This is a genomic window from Pseudomonas sp. Z3-6 (assembly GCF_051131985.1).
GTDB lineage: Bacteria > Pseudomonadota > Gammaproteobacteria > Pseudomonadales > Pseudomonadaceae > Aquipseudomonas > Aquipseudomonas zanjanensis.
Map to the genome: position 1 here is coordinate 537,777 of NZ_CP071644.1, position 15,834 is coordinate 553,610.

Genomic DNA, 15,834 nt, shown 5'->3' on the forward strand with positions numbered 1-15,834 from the left:
AAATCGCGAGCGGTCGGTGCAGATGCGCTGTTGGAACGCATGCTTGCCCCTTGGGTTCAACCGCACGGGCGTCGGATTAAAAACCGTCGACCCCGGCGGTGCGTAATTCGTCACTCAAGGCCAGTACCTGCGGGTCGCGAAAAAAGGCGCTCAATTGCGCGGCGCGTCCCGGTCCGATGCCGGCTTCGGCTTGCCATTGTTCGGTACTGCGTTCGGCCAGCTTCTGCCACGGCCCTTCCAGTCGTGCCTGACCGCTGGGCGGCAGGCCCAAGGCCTTGAGCCATTGTCCGAAAGGGCGTTGTCGGGCGCTGTCCAGGCTGGCGAGCAGGCGGACGCTACTGCGCTCGCCGAAGCCGCCAATGTTAGCAAGCTCGGCGGCGTCGAGGGTCAACCAATCCAGTAATCCGTTGAGTCGACCGGCAGCCAGGAGTTTTTCCCAGGTGCCGGGGCCGACATGGGGCAGGGCAAGCCCGTGCTTGCCGCTGAGCCAGTTCAGGCGTGCGAGGAATTGGCTTTCACAACCGGGCGTCGCTTGCCAGCAACTCAAGAAGTGATGATCGCTCGCCGTGGGGGCATTGACGTCCTGGCGTTCGAGGCTGCGCAGTACCACTTCGTCGAGGCGTGGGATGGTCAGCCCGGCCAGGCTGATGGCGACCCGGTCGCCGGGGCGGATGTCCATCTCCTCCCAGCGCTTGAGAGAGCTGACGCTCACCCGGCGAATCCACCGGTCGTCGAGCCGGATGCGTTCAAGCTCCAGTACGGGGGTGATACGCCCCGTACGACCGACCTTGAAGTGCACCTTGCGCACTTCGGCCAAAGCCTGGGCATACGGGTATTTCCAGGCCACGCTCCAGAACGGCGCCCTGGCCTGCCAGCGGTCGGAGGGTGGGCGGCGGCTCTGGCGCAGAACGATTCCGTCGCTGGCGAAGGGCAACGGTGTGCGATACCAGTGGTCGCGCCACTGCTGGGCATCGGCCAATGCCCGGACGGGCTGGTGGTAGTCGCGGGTGTCGGCGAAACCCAACTTGTGCAGCGCGGCCATCCGCTCGGGCAGGGTGTCCGGTCCTTCAGGCCATTCCCAGATAAACAGGCCGATATAGATTCCGTCTTGCACAGTCAGGCTATCGCGCGCCATCAAACCCGCCATGGTGCCGCGGGCGTTCACGCTGCCGCTGTTGGCTTGGACATGGTCCAGCAGCCGCCAGTACAGCTCGCCCTGGACGACCAGGTCTATGGGCTGGTGCAGTTGTTGCGGGATGGCGCCGATCTTGCGCGCATTTGTGGTCCAGTCATGCCCCTGGACACCATCGCCGCGGCTGATCGCCTGGTGCAGGCGGCCCTTGCGGTAAACCAGGGAGACCGCCACGCCATCGATTTTCGGCTGCGCCCAGACGTCCTCCCGACCCTGCAGCCAAGCCTCCACGGCGTCGGCGTCCTTGAGTTTTTCCAGGCCGGTATGGACGATGGGGTGTGGCACCTTTCCGCCCGCCGAGCGCAGGGGATCATCGGGCGCCGCGAGGTGGAAGCAACCGCGCCATTGGCCCAACTGGTTGCGGGACTGGTCATAAAGCTCATCGGCCACCAGCGTCTGGCCGAGGCGGTGGTAACTGTCGTCCCAGGTGTCGATCTGCTGTTGCAGTGCGGCGATCTCGGCCTGGGCACGTTCAACAGGCCAGTCGGGACAGGGCGCAGCAACCGCGGGAATAGCGATGAAGACGAGACAGGCGAGGGCATGCAGGAACGGTGGCATCGAAGCATCCTTGCTTGGTTGAGTACCTCAAGGCTAGTCAGTGTCTTGATCGTTGCGAGGCCCGGAGCGTTACCGGATTTTGCGGCGTCTGATGGCTAAATCGCGGCGGTACAGTCCGACGCGATTTAGCCGCGCAACTGTCCCTTGAACCCCTCGATGACCGGTGCAGAATGAACCTTCGATCCGCCTCCGCCTGGAACGCTCGAAATGGACCTGTCGACCCTCGCTGTTTTCATTCCGGCCTGCTTTGCGCTGAACATGGCGCCAGGGCCGAACAACCTGCTCTCCATCAGTAACGCCTCGCGTTATGGCTTCGTCCGGGCGTGCGGCGGCGGTGTCGGTCGGTTGCTGGCGTTTGCAATCATGATCGCCCTGGCGGCGGTGGGGCTCACCGCTGTGCTGCACACCTCGGAGTTGCTGTTCCTGGGGATCAAGCTCGTCGGTGCCGGTTACCTGTTCTACCTGGCCGTGCAGTTGTGGCGGGCCCAGCCTGAGGCCGACAACGAAGCCGGGCTCGCCTCGATGAGCCGAGCCGGCCTGGCACGCCAGGAGTTCCTGGTGGCGATCGGGAATCCGAAGGCGATCCTGTTGTTTACTGCGTTCCTGCCGCAATTCGTCGACCGTACCGGCACCGTTACCCAACAATTCGCCGTGCTGGGTGGCTTGTTCCTGGTGCTGGAGTGCATCGCCATCGGGCTGTATTGCTACATGGGCATTTACGCACGGCGGCTGTTTGCCCGGCCCAGCGGTAAGCGCCTGTTTAACCGGATGTGTGCAGGGCTGCTCGCCAGCGCGGCTTCGTTTTTGCTGGTGGCACGGCGATCGTGAATATTGCGTTAAGTCTTTGTGGCGAGGGAGCTTGCTCCCGCTGGGGTGCGAAGCAGCCCCAATCAGTAGTCCGGGCAACTCAATACACCTGAGGGCTGAGGGGGGGCGCTTCGCGCCCCAGCGGGAGCAAGCTCCCTCGCCACAGTGTGTGGTGGTGAACCCAGGGCATGAAAAAGCCCCTGGCGACCGAGTCGCCAGGGGCTTTTTTACAGGCGGGTGTTACAGGCCGGCAGCGGCGCGCAGGGCGTCGGCGCGGTCGGTTTTTTCCCAGGTGAACGTGGTGAAGGTGTCGTCACCCACGGTCTTGGTCTGTGGCGTGCGACCGAAGTGGCCGTAGGCAGCAGTGTCCTGGTACATCGGGTGCAGCAGGTCGAGCATCTTGGTGATGGCGTACGGACGCAGGTCGAACACTTCACGGACCAGGTTGATGATCTTGTCATCGCCGATCTTGCCGGTGCCGAAGGTGTTCAGCGAGATCGACGTAGGCTGGGCCACGCCAATGGCGTAGGACACCTGGATCTCGCAACGCTCGGCCAGACCGGCGGCCACGATGTTCTTGGCGACATAACGACCGGCGTAGGCGGCCGAACGGTCAACCTTGGAAGGGTCCTTGCCGGAGAACGCGCCGCCGCCGTGACGGGCCATGCCGCCGTAGCTGTCGACGATGATCTTGCGACCGGTCAGGCCGCAGTCGCCCACCGGGCCGCCGATGATGAACTGGCCGGTCGGGTTGATGTGGAACTGGGTGTCCTTGGACAGCAGCTCGGCAGGCAGCACGTGCTTGACGATCAGTTCCATCACGCCTTCGCGCAGGTCTTTGTAGGACACATCAGGGTTGTGCTGGGTCGACAGGACGACAGCGTCGATGCCAACCACCTTGCCGCCTTCGTAACGGCAGGTCACCTGGGACTTGGCGTCCGGACGCAACCACGGCAGCAGGCCGGATTTACGGGCCTCGGCCTGGCGCTGGACCAACTGGTGCGAGAACGTGATCGGGGCCGGCATCAGCACGTCGGTCTCGTTGCTGGCGTAGCCGAACATCAGGCCCTGGTCGCCGGCGCCCTGGTCTTCTGGCTTGGCCCGATCAACGCCCTGGTTGATGTCGGGGGACTGCTTGCCGATGATGTTCATCACGCCGCAGGTCGCGCCGTCGAAGCCGACGTCGGAGCTGTCGTAGCCAATGCCCAGGATGACGTCGCGGACGATCTGTTCCAGGTCGACCCAGGCCGAGGTGGTGACTTCGCCGGCGATGATCGCCACGCCCGTTTTCACCAGAGTCTCGCACGCCACGCGGGCGAACTTGTCTTCAGCAATGATGGCGTCCAGCACCGCATCAGAAATCTGGTCGGCGATTTTGTCCGGATGCCCTTCAGACACGGACTCGGAGGTGAAAAGGGAGTATTCGCTCATCTCGATGTTTTCCTACAAGTTACCGTTGGTGAGTGTCGCCAGTGGCCGCTGAAAGTGGCGAACCTGGATCTGGAAACCATTACGTAAGCCTATATAGAGGCTTTCCCCGGGCACGAGGCCCGCTGTGGTGGCCCAGCGGGCCAGGTCGTCTTGTTCAAAGCCGAGCCAGAGATCGCCGCAGGCTTCCCTGGCCCAACTCTGGTTGTGGCTGCATAACTCGGTCACCAGCAGGCTGCCGCCCGGTTGCAGCAGGCCGGCCATGTGCTTGAGTGCCTCGGCCGGCGCGGCGAAATGATGCAGCACCATATTCAATACAACGCAGTCAGCCTGCTTGTTCATGCCATCCAATGCATCGGCCAGTTGCAGGCGGACGTTAGCCAGGGCCTCGCGCTCACAGACCTGGCGCGCCAGTTCGAGCATGGCCGGGCTGTTGTCCAGCGCCGTCACTTGGCTGAAGCGTCGCGCCAGCTCCGGCAGGAACGCACCGTCGCCGGGGCCGACTTCGATCGCCGTGGCCGTGGGCTCGAAGCTCAATTTATCGAGCAGTGCCACGACGCTTTCGCGGTATTGCGGCAGTCCGGCGATCAGGTCTTGCTGGGCGCGAAACTTCTCGGCGACCCGTGCGAAGAAGTCCTGGCTGGCAGCGGCCCGTTGGCCGTGGACCTGGGCGATGCGAGCCTGTACGTCGCTCGGCAGGGCCAGCGCGTCCACTTCGTCCAGCAGCGCCGCGTGCAGCTTGCCGCCCAACAGGTCGGTGTGGGGTAGGGCGCGGCGATAGAAGATGGCGTTGCCTTCCCGGCGAGTCGCCACCAGGTCGGCCTGGGCCAGGACCTTGAGGTGATGGCTCATACCGGACTGACCGATGCCGAAGATCTGCGCCAGTTCCAGCACGCCGAACGAATCGTTGGCCAGGGCGCGCAAAACATTGAGCCGCAACGGATCGCCGCCGGCCTTGCAAAGGGCCGCCAGCTCATCGCAGTCGTCATGGCGAATGGTGGGCGCGGGTAAGTTCATGAGCGGCAGTCTAGTGAGGGGTTTGGATCGCCGCAAGGTCAATATCAAAAAGTTTTGATATTGGTGGATAAATGGCACTTCCCAACCCGTGCTTGACTCTACAACACATCAGCGGAAAGGTTTCACCTGGCGAATGCGACTTTATCCACCGGAAAAACGCTCATGGATGACTATCTGTCATTGCCCCGGGGCGGGTGGGTGAGGGAAAATGCTCGCCTTTTTCAGTTTCGTTTTATTCATTCTCGATTCAATACCCGCAGGAGAACAGCGATGCCCAGCCGTCGTGAGCGTGCCAATGCCATTCGTGCCCTCAGCATGGATGCCGTGCAGAAAGCCAACAGCGGCCATCCCGGTGCCCCCATGGGTATGGCGGATATCGCCGAGGTGCTTTGGCGCGACTACCTCAAGCACAGCCCGAGCAACCCAGCCTTCGCCGACCGTGACCGTTTCGTACTGTCCAACGGTCACGGCTCGATGTTGATCTACTCGCTGCTGCACCTGACCGGCTATGACCTGTCGATCGATGACCTGAAGAACTTCCGCCAGTTGCACAGCCGCACCCCGGGCCACCCGGAATACGGCTACACCCCGGGCGTGGAAACCACCACCGGTCCATTGGGCCAGGGCCTGGCCAACGCCGTGGGTTTTGCCCTGGCGGAAAAAGTCCTGGCCGCGCAGTTCAACCGCCCTGGTCATAACGTCGTCGATCACCACACTTACGTGTTCCTGGGTGATGGCTGCATGATGGAAGGCATTTCCCATGAAGTCGCCTCCCTGGCCGGCACCCTGGGCCTGGACAAGCTGATCGCGTTCTACGACGACAACGGCATCTCCATCGACGGCGAAGTCGAAGGCTGGTTCACCGACGACACCCCCAAGCGCTTCGAAGCCTACAACTGGCTGGTGATCCGCAACGTCGACGGCCACGATCCGGAAGAGATCAAGATTGCCATCGAGACGGCTCGCAAGAGCTCCCAGCCGACCCTGATCTGCTGCAAGACCACCATCGGTTTCGGCTCGCCGAACAAGCAGGGCAAGGAAGACTGCCACGGCGCGCCACTGGGCGCCGAGGAAATCGCCCTGACCCGCGCTGCGCTGAAGTGGAACCATGGCCCGTTCGAAATCCCGGCCGACATCTATGCCGAATGGGATGCCAAGGAAAAAGGCCGCGCCCTCGAAGCCGAGTGGGACCAGCGTTTCGCCGCCTATTCCGCCGAATTCCCTGAGCTGGCCAACGAGCTGGTGCGTCGCCTCAGCGGTGAGTTGCCGGCCGATTTCGCCGAAAAAGCCTCGGCGTACATCGCAGAAGTCGCCGCCAAGGGCGAAACCATTGCCAGCCGCAAGGCCAGCCAGAACACCCTGAACGCCTTCGGCCCGTTGCTGCCGGAACTGCTGGGCGGTTCGGCCGACCTGGCCGGTTCCAACCTGACCCTGTGGAAAGGCTGCAAAGGTGTCAGCGCCGAAGACGCCAGCGGCAACTACATGTACTACGGCGTTCGTGAGTTCGGCATGAGCGCGATCATGAACGGTGTCGCGCTGCACGGCGGCCTGGTGCCTTACGGCGCGACCTTCCTGATGTTCATGGAATACGCCCGCAACGCCGTGCGCATGTCGGCGTTGATGAAAAAACGCATCCTGTATGTGTTCACCCATGACTCCATCGGCTTGGGCGAAGACGGCCCGACGCACCAGCCGATCGAGCAACTGGCGAGCCTGCGTTGCACGCCGAACCTGGACACCTGGCGTCCTTGCGATGCCGTGGAATCGGCGGTGGCCTGGAAATACGCCCTCGAGCGTAACGACGGTCCGTCGGCACTGATCTTTTCGCGCCAGAACCTGCAGCACCAGAACCGCGGTGCCGACCAGATCGGCGACATCGCGCGCGGCGGCTACGTGCTCAAGGATTGCATTGGCGAGCCTGAGCTGATCCTGATTGCCACCGGTTCCGAAGTCGGCCTGGCCGTCCAGGCCTATGACAAGCTGACCGAGCAGGGCCGCAACGTACGCGTAGTGTCCATGCCGTGCACCAGCGTGTTCGACGCCCAGGACGCCGGTTACAAGCAAGCGGTGTTGCCGCTGCAGGTCAGTGCGCGGATCGCCATCGAGGCTGCCCATGCCGATTACTGGTACAAGTACGTGGGCCTGGAAGGCCGCGTGATCGGCATGACCACCTACGGCGAATCGGCACCTGCGCCGGCGCTGTTCGAGGAGTTTGGCTTCACCCTGGAAAACATCCTGGGTCAGGCGGAAGAGCTGCTGGAAGACTGATCCGAAAGTTGCGTCGTCTGGACTGCCGCCTTCGCGAGCAAGCCCGCTCCCACATTTGGAATGCAATCTCATGTGGGAGCGGGCTTGCTCGCGAAGGCGGTGGCTCAGGCAACACTGAGCTGAAGGATTCACCACGCCAATCGAGAACCCCCATGCCCCAACCGCGTCCCTACAAAGTTGCACTCAACGGCTACGGCCGGATTGGTCGTTGCGTCTTGCGTGCGTTGTTCGAGCGAGGGGCCAAGGCCGGTTTCGAAATCGTGGCGATCAACGACCTGGCCGACATGGCCAGCATCGAATACCTGACACGCTTTGACTCCACCCATGGCCGGTTCCCCGGCGAAGTGCGGGTCGAGGGCGATTGTCTGCATATCAATGGTGATTGCGTGAAGGTCCTGCGCAGCGCCACCCCCGAAGGCATCGATTGGGCGTCCCTGGGCGTCGATCTGGTGCTTGAATGCTCCGGCGCCTATAACACTCGCGACGATGGCCTGCGCTTCATCGCCGCCGGCGCGCCACGGGTATTGTTTTCCCAGCCGATGGCCAGCGAAGCGGACGTCGACGCCACCATCGTCTATGGCGTGAACCAGGATTGCCTGAGCGGCGAAGAGCTGCTGGTGTCCAACGCGTCCTGCACGACCAACTGCGGCGTGCCGCTGTTGCGCCTGCTGGACCAGGCCATCGGCCTGGAATATGTATCGATCACCACCATCCACTCGGCGATGAACGACCAGCCGGTGATCGATGCCTATCACCACGAGGACTTGCGCCGCACCCGTTCGGCGTTCCAGTCGGTGATTCCGGTGTCCACTGGTCTGGCGCGCGGCATCGAACGGCTGCTGCCGGAACTTGCCGGGCGAATTCAGGCCAAAGCCGTGCGGGTGCCGACGGTCAACGTGTCCTGCCTCGACATTACGATGCAGACCGTGAGCGATACCGACGCCACCGAGGTCAACCGAATCCTGCGCGAAGCCGCCACCAGCGGCCCGCTCAAAGGCCTTCTGGCCTATACCGAGTTGCCTCACGCCAGCTGTGATTTTAATCATGACCCCCATTCGGCCATTGTCGATGCCAGCCAGACCCGTGTATCCGGGCCGCGGCTTGTGAACATCCTGGCCTGGTTCGACAACGAATGGGGGTTCGCCAACCGAATGCTGGACGTTGCCGAGCATTACCTGCAAACCGCTTTGAAAAAACCTGCTCCCTAAACAGTTACCCAGGAATTGCGACCCATGACCGTGTTGAAGATGTCCGACCTCGATCTGCAAGGTAAGCGCGTACTGATCCGCGAAGACCTCAACGTCCCCGTCAAGGACGGTGTTGTCACCAGCGACGCGCGTATCCTGGCTTCGCTGCCGACCATCAAGCTGGCCTTGGAAAAAGGCGCGGCCGTGATGGTTTGTTCCCACCTGGGCCGTCCGACCGAAGGCGAGTTCTCGGCGGAAAACAGCCTCAAGCCTGTGGCTGACTACCTGAGCAAGGCCTTGGGCCGCGAAGTGCCGCTAGTGGCCGATTACCTGGGCGGCGTCGACGTCAAGGCCGGCGACGTGGTGCTGTTCGAAAACGTGCGCTTCAACAAGGGCGAGAAAAAGAACGCCGACGAGTTGGCCCAGCAATACGCCGCCCTGTGCGACGTATTCGTGATGGACGCCTTTGGCACCGCCCACCGCGCCGAAGGCTCGACTCATGGCGTGGCGAAGTTCGCCAAAGTCGCCGCCGCGGGTCCCTTGCTGGCCGCCGAACTGGACGCATTGGGCAAGGCCCTGGGTTCGCCGGCCCAGCCAATGGCTGCCATTGTGGCCGGCTCCAAGGTTTCCACCAAACTGGACGTGCTCAATAGCCTGAGCCAGGTCTGCAACCAGTTGATCGTGGGCGGCGGCATCGCCAACACCTTCCTGGCTGCTGCCGGTCACCCGGTTGGCAAATCCCTGTACGAGCCAGACCTGCTGGACACTGCCCGGGAAATCGCCGCCAAGGTCAGCGTACCGTTGCCGGTGGACGTGGTCGTGGCCAAGGAGTTCGCTGAAAGCGCCACCGCCACCGTCAAGCTGATCGCCGACGTGGCCGACGATGACATGATTCTCGACATCGGCCCGCAAACCGCAGCCAACTTCGCCGAACTGCTGAAATCCTCCCAGACGATCCTGTGGAACGGTCCGGTTGGCGTGTTCGAGTTCGACCAGTTCGGCAACGGCACCAAGGTGCTGGCCCAAGCCATCGCCGAAAGCGCGGCGTTCTCCATCGCCGGTGGCGGCGACACCCTGGCGGCCATCGATAAATATGGCGTGGCCGCAAAGATCTCCTACATTTCCACCGGTGGCGGCGCATTCCTCGAATTCGTCGAAGGTAAAGTGCTGCCTGCCGTGGAAGTCCTGGAAAGCCGGGCCAAGGCCTGACGCTGCGTTGACCAGGCAAAGGAGTGTTCTGATGGTCAAGACGTTCACGTTGCTGCTGGCGGCGACGATGCTGGTGGCTTGCTCAAGCAGCCCGGAGGCCCCGGCCCCGCAAACCGGCACGCCGACGCCCGAAGAAGGCTGTTACCAGGCCGACTGGCAAGCCGAGACCAATCCGGTGCTGAACAAGCGTTCCGGACCGGACGGCCTGGACAAATACGAGACGCAAACCCCGGCCAAGGAACATGGTTGTCCTTGACGGGTCTGACACTTAACTCATGGCGGGCGGCAGGTGCCGTCCGTCGAGGAACACGGATGAAAGGCTTGATCGCCGTCGTGGCGTTGGCATTGCTGGCCGGTTGTTCGCAACTGGGTTTTTTGCAGTCGTCCGAACCCGTTTCAGAGGGCTGGACAAGCTGGACCTGTGACAGCGAGGCCAAAGTGCTCTGGCGCTACACCGATGCCGCACGCAAGGAAGTCGATGTACGCCTGGGCGGCGCCGATAAGGTGTATCGCCTCACGCTGGAGCCGGGTGGCGAAGGTTCGCTGTACAGCGACGACATGCTGGCGTTCCACGTCAAGGGTGAGGAAGGCCTGGTGTACTGGGTCGCCACCAATGATTTGATTGGGCGTGGCTGCAAGGCAGAGTGATTCACTGAGATCCAATGTGGGAGGGGGCTTGCTCGCGAATGCGGCGGGTCAGCTTGCATCTTTGCTGAATGTGAAACCGCATTCGCGAGCAAGCCCGCTCCCACAGGGACCTCTATACGTTTTGAGATTTTGCTTCACCGAACACGCAGGCCGGGGCCAACCCCCGATCCGCAATGACTTGAATAGCCGCCGCCGCTCCGGCAGGCTGGCACGATTAACGACCCTCGACCGGGAGAGAGACACAATGGCACTTATCAGCATGCGTCAGATGCTGGACCACGCAGCCGAGTTCGGCTACGGCGTTCCAGCCTTTAACGTCAACAACCTTGAGCAGATGCGCGCCATCATGGAAGCCGCTGACAAGACTGACTCTCCGGTGATCGTCCAGGCTTCGGCCGGCGCCCGCAAATACGCCGGCGCGCCATTCCTGCGTCACCTGATCCTGGCGGCGATCGAAGAATTCCCGCACATCCCGGTGTGCATGCACCAGGACCACGGCACCAGCCCGGACGTCTGCCAGCGCTCGATCCAACTGGGCTTCAGCTCGGTGATGATGGACGGTTCCCTTGGCGAAGACGGCAAGACCCCGACCGACTACGAATACAACGTACGCGTCACCCAGCAAACCGTCGCCATGGCCCATGCCTGCGGCGTCTCGGTGGAAGGTGAGCTGGGTTGCCTGGGCTCGCTGGAAACCGGCATGGCCGGTGAAGAAGACGGTATCGGCGCCGAAGGCGTGCTCGACCACAGCCAAATGCTGACCGACCCGGAAGAAGCTGCGGATTTCGTCAAGAAAACCCAGGTCGACGCCCTGGCCATCGCCATTGGCACCAGCCACGGCGCCTACAAGTTCACCAAGCCGCCTACCGGCGACGTGCTGGCCATCGACCGCATCAAGGAAATCCACAAGCGCATTCCCAACACTCACTTGGTGATGCACGGTTCTTCTTCGGTACCGCAGGAGTGGCTGGCGATCATCAACCAGTACGGTGGCGACATCAAGGAAACCTACGGTGTGCCGGTTGAGGAGATCGTCGAAGGTATCAAGTACGGCGTGCGCAAGGTCAACATCGACACTGACCTGCGTTTGGCTTCCACTGGTGCGATGCGTCGGTTGATGGCGACCAATCCTAGCGAGTTTGATCCGCGTAAGTTCTTTGGCGCGACGGTGACGGCGATGCGGGATGTTTGTATTGCGCGTTATGAGGCGTTTGGTACGGCGGGTAATGCTTCCAAGATCAAGCCGATCTCTTTGGAGGCTATGTATCAGCGGTATTTGAAGGGTGAGTTGAACGCTAAGGTTAATTGATGGTTTAGCGCTGTGAGAAAACCCGCAGAGATGCGGGTTTTTTATGTTTTGGATTTAGCGTCAATCGTTGCGCTCGCACTGCAAAGTGACCTCAAAGTCCTGTCCGCCATAAAAAACGCCCAAGATGGAAACTCGTGAGACATTAACGGAAAAGGCAATAACGGTCCGCTTGCGGTAGTTGGTGATGCGCAGGCCTGGGCGTATATCCTCCCTCAGATTCCCTCGGTGCGGAAACACCCGCAGTTCTTCGCAGTAGGTCACGATGGCGTCGGTATACCGATGGGCAATTTCCGGTGAAGCCTCTGTGGCAATGTAGCGATAGAGCGCAGCTAACTGTTCAAGGGCTTCCGGTGCAAATTCGACGGTACACGTCATTCAGGGTTTTATAGCTGCGTTCTGGTGTTCTGTCGCCAATCGAGAGCGTACCTGATCAGCGCTGAGTGCGCGCGAGGGGTCGGCTTTCAAGGCGTCGTAAGCCGGGGCTACTTGGCCTACCAGCCAGTTTTCCAGCGCCCGATCACGAGCCAGCAGCGCCCGGAGGCCGTCACGAATGACCTCACTTTCAGTGGCGTATTCACCGGCAGCCACCTTGGCTTTCACTACGTCGGCCATCTGGTTAGGCAGCGTGATGCTGAATTGTTGAGTGCTACGCATGATAGGCCTCCTGGATAAGACGGGATTTAATCCTACTCTGCTCAAAAGAATATGCACATGACCTCCTGTCATCCTTGATGACTTTGCGGGCGGATTTAGAAGTGAACTTGCTTTGGCGGTGGTTCAGTCGATGAAAGATTTTGAATGCACCGGCCTCTTCGCGAGCAAGCCCGCTCCCACAGGAGGAACGCGGTCCCCATCAAGAGCCAGGTCGGCTTTAAGGCCGCCTCGTGGTGGACGTTGATCTCGGCGCCCCGTTAACCACGCTGGCCGAACGCAGGCATTGTGGAGTGGGCAACCCGGCATGGATGCCGGGTTAGCCGCGCTGGGCCATGGATGGCCCTTCGCGGCGGGCCCACGGAGCAATGCCGGAGTGAGGGAACACCGAGCCAAAGCGAGGTGCCAAGTGGTGGGGCAGAAGCGTTTTGCTTACTTTTGACTGGGCCGGCTTCCGGGCTTCTCAAAAGTGAGCCGCCGTAAGGGCGGAACCATAGGTAGCCGTTACAAAAAAAACGGATATACACACAGATTCAGATAGTGCTGTGTCAGTCGACATCCATGCTGCTGACCCAGCGCTATCGCGAGCAAGCTCGCTCCCACAGGGTGAACATCTCCCGCCGGGAGGGCTTTATTGGTCTTCGAGGCCGCGTTGTTCTATTACCCCGAACACGTCGGTCACGTACTGGACCAGGATCCGGGCGACATTGGTGAGGATGTTGAGGTCGCTGGCGGCCGAGTCGCGCAGGGTGGCGCAGGCCATGAACGTCAGGTAATCGAGCGTGGCATGCAGACGTTCGCTCGCACAGGCGTGAAGCTCTGTTAGCGGGACGGTTTTGTCGATGAATAGCACAGGTTGGGTGGTGGCGATTGGAGTGAGAGGGGTGAAGCGGCTAAGTGATTGAGTCGTCGTCATAAGTTTTGGGCTCTATTAATAAAAATTAATTGCCACCTGCTTGCTGCGAAACAAATAGGTGGCAGTTGCGCGCGGGTTCGCAGACCGAGATAGAGACCAAACCCGGCAGACCCGAAGGTCTCCCGCGCGCAACCGCCATAAAATGAACGCAGGCGAGTTTGCCTGAATTTTCATTTGACGGTGCAAAGTCTCTGTTCTGTCAGTGGGCTGCGAAACCCTTGCCCACTGACCAACGCCAGCAGGCAAACCGAACTATAGAGGAGATTTTCGAAGCCAAAATCGGCCCTGTAGGACGCACCGACCCCCTGTGGCGAGGGAGCTTGCTCCCGCTCGGGGGCGCAGCCGCCGCAAAACCGGCACATGTGATGGGTCTGGCGGAAAGAGGGCCGCTTCGCAGCCCAGCGGGAGCAAGCTCCCTCGCCACAGGGTGTAAATTCCTACGAAATTTTAGGACGTAAAGTTCAGGTGTTGTGATCGATATCCAGCACGCTGAATGTCACTTTCCCACCTTCGCTGGTATAGCCCGTGTTGTCCTGCACATACACCCCAGCCTTGAAATACAACGGCTTGTCGCGCCACGCCGCGCCGACGGTGGTGTACCAGCTATTACCGGCAGCGGTAATGCCCAGGTCGCCGGTACGATCGAGATGAATCCGGTAAGAGAAGGACTGATTGAGCTTCACCCCAGTGGCAACGGTAATCACCCTGCCTTCGCTGTCGTCAGGCCGCATGCGGACCTTGGCGACGATATTCCCGGTGGCGCTGTCTTCCTTGTATTGGTATTCCAGCTTGACCATCGGCTTGCTGCTGTCCTTGGCATGGATCTGGCCGATCACGATCTTGCCGCTGCTGGGCACCTGATTGACCACCAAATTTGCCCGTAGCTGGTTGTCGGCGTCGGGATAAACCCAGTTGCGCAAGGTGCCGTCCCGGTAGGTCTCGCGTAATTCGCTGCGGGGGTAGATGGCGTTTTCAGTCTTGGTGCCGGTGACCGGAGACCAGAAATACACCGTGCTGCCTTCGGAGTTGAAATATTTGTCCTGGAACCCATCCACCAGTCGAGGGGTTTCGATGGTTTTCGGCGGGCTGCCTTCAGGGATGCTCAGGTTCCAGGTTGCAAGGTCGACCATGTTCGGATCCTTTCTACTGCAAAAGAAATGATTCACGCCATCGCCGGAGGCTCTAGGACGCACTTTTGCTGAGGCCAAGAATGGGCGCGGACGGGAATTTGGCGCATTCGTCCGGCGGAGGGTTGGCGTCAGCAGACCGTCAGAGTGGTGTTTTCTGGATTTGTGCCCGAGATAATCAACCGTTGGTCGGGTGCCGGGCTTTTTCTTGGAACCATTACGCGATGGCTATTTGGCAGCTATTTAGGGCAGGGCAAAAAAAAGCACCCAAGCCGGATAATGCCGACAGTTAAGCGAAATAAAGCCCGGCAGTAACCCTGTGGCGAGGGAGCTTGCTCCCGCTGGGTCGCGAAGCGGCCCTGTTTTTGGGGCTGCTACGCAGCCCAGCGGGAGCAAGCTCCCTCGCCACGGTTTGTGTGTTTGCCCGTGCTATCCACTTAACTGACAGGTATTACCCAAGCCGGATGCTTTCTAAGGAGGGGCGCCGATAGCAGCGTTCCGTGCCGCTATTACGACGCAGCAGGCTGCAATCAAAGCGTGGTGTGTTTGATTTCCAGCAGGCTGAACGTCACTTTCCCACCTTCGGTGACGTAGCCGGTATTGTCCTGCACATACACACCCGCCTTGAAATAGAGCGGTTTGACTTTCCAGCTCGGATCAACGGTGGTTCGCCAGTTGTAGCCCGCCGCCGTGATGCCGAGTGCGCCCTTCGGGCTCAGGTGGATCATGTAGGAAAAACTCCGGTTGAGGGTCACGCCCGTGGCGATGGTAATGACCTGGCCCGTCGCGTCGTCCGGACGAAGACGCACCTTGGCGACGATGTTTCCGGTGGAGCTGTAGGTTTTGTATTGGTATTCCAGTTTCACCATCGGACTGGTGCTGTCTTTGGTGTGAATCTGGCCGATCACGATCTTGCCGGTGCTGGGCACCTGGTTGACGGTGACGGTCGCGCGCAAGGTGTTGTCCGCCGACGGGTAAAGCCAATTGCGCAAGGTGCCGTCGCTATTGGTTTCGCGCAGTTCGCTGCGTGGGTAAATAGCATTGGCCGTCGTGGCGCCTGTCACGGGAGCCCAGAAAAACACCGTGCCGGTTTCAGAGTTGAAGTACTGGTTCTTGAAGCCCTGAACCAATTGTGAGGTTTCAATGGTGGCCGGTGGGGCGCCCTCGGGGATGCTCAAGTTCCAGGTTGCGAGATCGATCATGTCCAGGTCCTGCGTATCAAAGGTGTAAAGGTGAATGCCGTAGCGGGAGGCTTTAAACCGCCCTTTTGAAGCGTTTCGGAACGCTGGACTTGGGCTTTTCTTGTAGACCGTTCGGCGGATGTTTGACGTCAATTGTTCGTCGATGAGGTCTTTGCAGTTTCTGTGCCTGGGGAGGGTGACCGTTAGTCGGCTATTTCGGGCTTTGTCTGGATGATGGCGCGTTGACACCTACTGCTTTTCAAAATCCCGGTCTAGAGTGAGGGGACAGTATTTGTCCGCTTTGCTACGTAAAAACGGACGTGGCGCCCGATAAGA

At 60.8% G+C, this 15,834-nt stretch carries 14 protein-coding genes and 1 pseudogene; 7 read left to right on the forward strand and 8 right to left on the reverse strand.

The annotated features are described in order from the left end of the window. Positions 1-76: 76 nt before the first annotated feature. Positions 77-1,750 carry an NAD-dependent DNA ligase LigB gene (ligB, locus tag J3P88_RS02435; RefSeq protein ID WP_434573815.1) on the reverse strand — a complete coding sequence of 558 codons (1,674 nt, stop codon included), beginning with the start codon at positions 1,748-1,750 and terminating at the stop codon, positions 77-79. A gap of 207 nt (positions 1,751-1,957) precedes the next feature. On the opposite strand from ligB, the gene J3P88_RS02440 reads away from it, so the two are divergent. Beyond that, on the forward strand, positions 1,958-2,578 hold the full coding sequence (locus tag J3P88_RS02440) for a LysE family translocator (protein WP_186707094.1): 621 nt from the start codon (positions 1,958-1,960) through the stop codon (positions 2,576-2,578). Between the two features lie 219 nt (positions 2,579-2,797). On the opposite strand, the gene metK is transcribed toward J3P88_RS02440, so the two are convergent. Both metK and J3P88_RS02450 read right to left on the reverse strand, forming a co-directional pair. Beyond that, positions 2,798-3,988: a methionine adenosyltransferase gene (gene metK / locus J3P88_RS02445; RefSeq protein WP_186729192.1), complete on the reverse strand. Its 1,191-nt coding sequence runs from the start codon at positions 3,986-3,988 to the stop codon at positions 2,798-2,800. Positions 3,989-4,007: 19 nt separating this feature from the next. Beyond that, a pseudogene (locus J3P88_RS02450) lies at positions 4,008-5,002 on the reverse strand (ArsR/SmtB family transcription factor). A 270-nt stretch (positions 5,003-5,272) separates the two neighbouring features. Between J3P88_RS02450 and tkt the strand changes: the two are divergent. The 6 genes from tkt to fba all read left to right on the forward strand — a co-directional run bounded on the left by tkt (position 5,273) and on the right by fba (position 11,623). After that, a complete protein-coding gene (gene tkt / locus J3P88_RS02455) occupies positions 5,273-7,270 on the forward strand; it encodes a transketolase (protein WP_186707097.1) in 1,998 nt (665 codons plus the stop codon). A 152-nt stretch (positions 7,271-7,422) separates the two neighbouring features. Continuing rightward, positions 7,423-8,478, forward strand: a complete 1,056-nt coding sequence (gene epd / locus J3P88_RS02460) for an erythrose-4-phosphate dehydrogenase (RefSeq protein WP_434573818.1) — start codon at positions 7,423-7,425, stop codon at positions 8,476-8,478. Between the two features lie 24 nt (positions 8,479-8,502). Then, positions 8,503-9,666: a phosphoglycerate kinase gene (locus tag J3P88_RS02465; RefSeq protein ID WP_434573820.1), complete on the forward strand. Its 1,164-nt coding sequence runs from the start codon at positions 8,503-8,505 to the stop codon at positions 9,664-9,666. A 31-nt stretch (positions 9,667-9,697) separates the two neighbouring features. Continuing rightward, the gene (locus tag J3P88_RS02470) at positions 9,698-9,922 is read left to right on the forward strand and encodes a hypothetical protein (RefSeq protein ID WP_122566574.1); all 225 of its coding nucleotides are present in this window, start codon (positions 9,698-9,700) and stop codon (positions 9,920-9,922) included. Between the two features lie 56 nt (positions 9,923-9,978). Further along, complete coding sequence (locus J3P88_RS02475) at positions 9,979-10,314, forward strand: MliC family protein (RefSeq protein ID WP_434573822.1); 336 nt, start codon at positions 9,979-9,981, stop codon at positions 10,312-10,314. Between the two features lie 244 nt (positions 10,315-10,558). Further along, positions 10,559-11,623, forward strand: a complete 1,065-nt coding sequence (gene fba, locus J3P88_RS02480; RefSeq protein WP_003177554.1) for a class II fructose-bisphosphate aldolase — start codon at positions 10,559-10,561, stop codon at positions 11,621-11,623. A gap of 60 nt (positions 11,624-11,683) precedes the next feature. On the opposite strand, the gene J3P88_RS02485 is transcribed toward fba, so the two are convergent. The 5 genes from J3P88_RS02485 to J3P88_RS02505 form a co-directional block, all read right to left on the reverse strand. Then, positions 11,684-11,998, reverse strand: a complete 315-nt coding sequence (locus tag J3P88_RS02485; protein WP_434573824.1) for a type II toxin-antitoxin system RelE/ParE family toxin — start codon at positions 11,996-11,998, stop codon at positions 11,684-11,686. Continuing rightward, positions 11,999-12,277 carry a ribbon-helix-helix domain-containing protein gene (locus J3P88_RS02490; RefSeq protein ID WP_434573826.1) on the reverse strand — a complete coding sequence of 93 codons (279 nt, stop codon included), beginning with the start codon at positions 12,275-12,277 and terminating at the stop codon, positions 11,999-12,001. It abuts the gene before it with no gap. Between the two features lie 628 nt (positions 12,278-12,905). Beyond that, on the reverse strand, positions 12,906-13,190 hold the full coding sequence (locus tag J3P88_RS02495) for a fructose-bisphosphate aldolase (RefSeq protein ID WP_434573828.1): 285 nt from the start codon (positions 13,188-13,190) through the stop codon (positions 12,906-12,908). 461 nt (positions 13,191-13,651) lie between these two features. Beyond that, positions 13,652-14,320 carry a polysaccharide lyase family 7 protein gene (locus J3P88_RS02500; RefSeq protein ID WP_434573830.1) on the reverse strand — a complete coding sequence of 223 codons (669 nt, stop codon included), beginning with the start codon at positions 14,318-14,320 and terminating at the stop codon, positions 13,652-13,654. Between the two features lie 527 nt (positions 14,321-14,847). Then, positions 14,848-15,519 (reverse strand): polysaccharide lyase family 7 protein, encoded by a 672-nt coding sequence (locus tag J3P88_RS02505; RefSeq protein WP_186707106.1) that lies wholly within the window; start codon positions 15,517-15,519, stop codon positions 14,848-14,850. Positions 15,520-15,834: the final 315 nt, after the last annotated feature.

Coding starts and splice junctions, on each gene's coding strand:
- epd (WP_434573818.1), top strand. CDS start 7,423: ATGCCCCAACCGCGTCCCTACAAAGTTGCACTCAACGGCTACGGCCGG.
- J3P88_RS02470 (WP_122566574.1), top strand. CDS start 9,698: ATGGTCAAGACGTTCACGTTGCTGCTGGCGGCGACGATGCTGGTGGCT.
- J3P88_RS02440 (WP_186707094.1), top strand. CDS start 1,958: ATGGACCTGTCGACCCTCGCTGTTTTCATTCCGGCCTGCTTTGCGCTG.
- J3P88_RS02495 (WP_434573828.1), bottom strand. CDS start 13,190: ATGACGACGACTCAATCACTTAGCCGCTTCACCCCTCTCACTCCAATC.
- J3P88_RS02465 (WP_434573820.1), top strand. CDS start 8,503: ATGACCGTGTTGAAGATGTCCGACCTCGATCTGCAAGGTAAGCGCGTA.
- ligB (WP_434573815.1), bottom strand. CDS start 1,750: ATGCCACCGTTCCTGCATGCCCTCGCCTGTCTCGTCTTCATCGCTATT.
- J3P88_RS02505 (WP_186707106.1), bottom strand. CDS start 15,519: ATGATCGATCTCGCAACCTGGAACTTGAGCATCCCCGAGGGCGCCCCA.
- J3P88_RS02475 (WP_434573822.1), top strand. CDS start 9,979: ATGAAAGGCTTGATCGCCGTCGTGGCGTTGGCATTGCTGGCCGGTTGT.
- fba (WP_003177554.1), top strand. CDS start 10,559: ATGGCACTTATCAGCATGCGTCAGATGCTGGACCACGCAGCCGAGTTC.
- tkt (WP_186707097.1), top strand. CDS start 5,273: ATGCCCAGCCGTCGTGAGCGTGCCAATGCCATTCGTGCCCTCAGCATG.
- J3P88_RS02500 (WP_434573830.1), bottom strand. CDS start 14,320: ATGGTCGACCTTGCAACCTGGAACCTGAGCATCCCTGAAGGCAGCCCG.
- J3P88_RS02485 (WP_434573824.1), bottom strand. CDS start 11,998: ATGACGTGTACCGTCGAATTTGCACCGGAAGCCCTTGAACAGTTAGCT.
- J3P88_RS02490 (WP_434573826.1), bottom strand. CDS start 12,277: ATGCGTAGCACTCAACAATTCAGCATCACGCTGCCTAACCAGATGGCC.
- metK (WP_186729192.1), bottom strand. CDS start 3,988: ATGAGCGAATACTCCCTTTTCACCTCCGAGTCCGTGTCTGAAGGGCAT.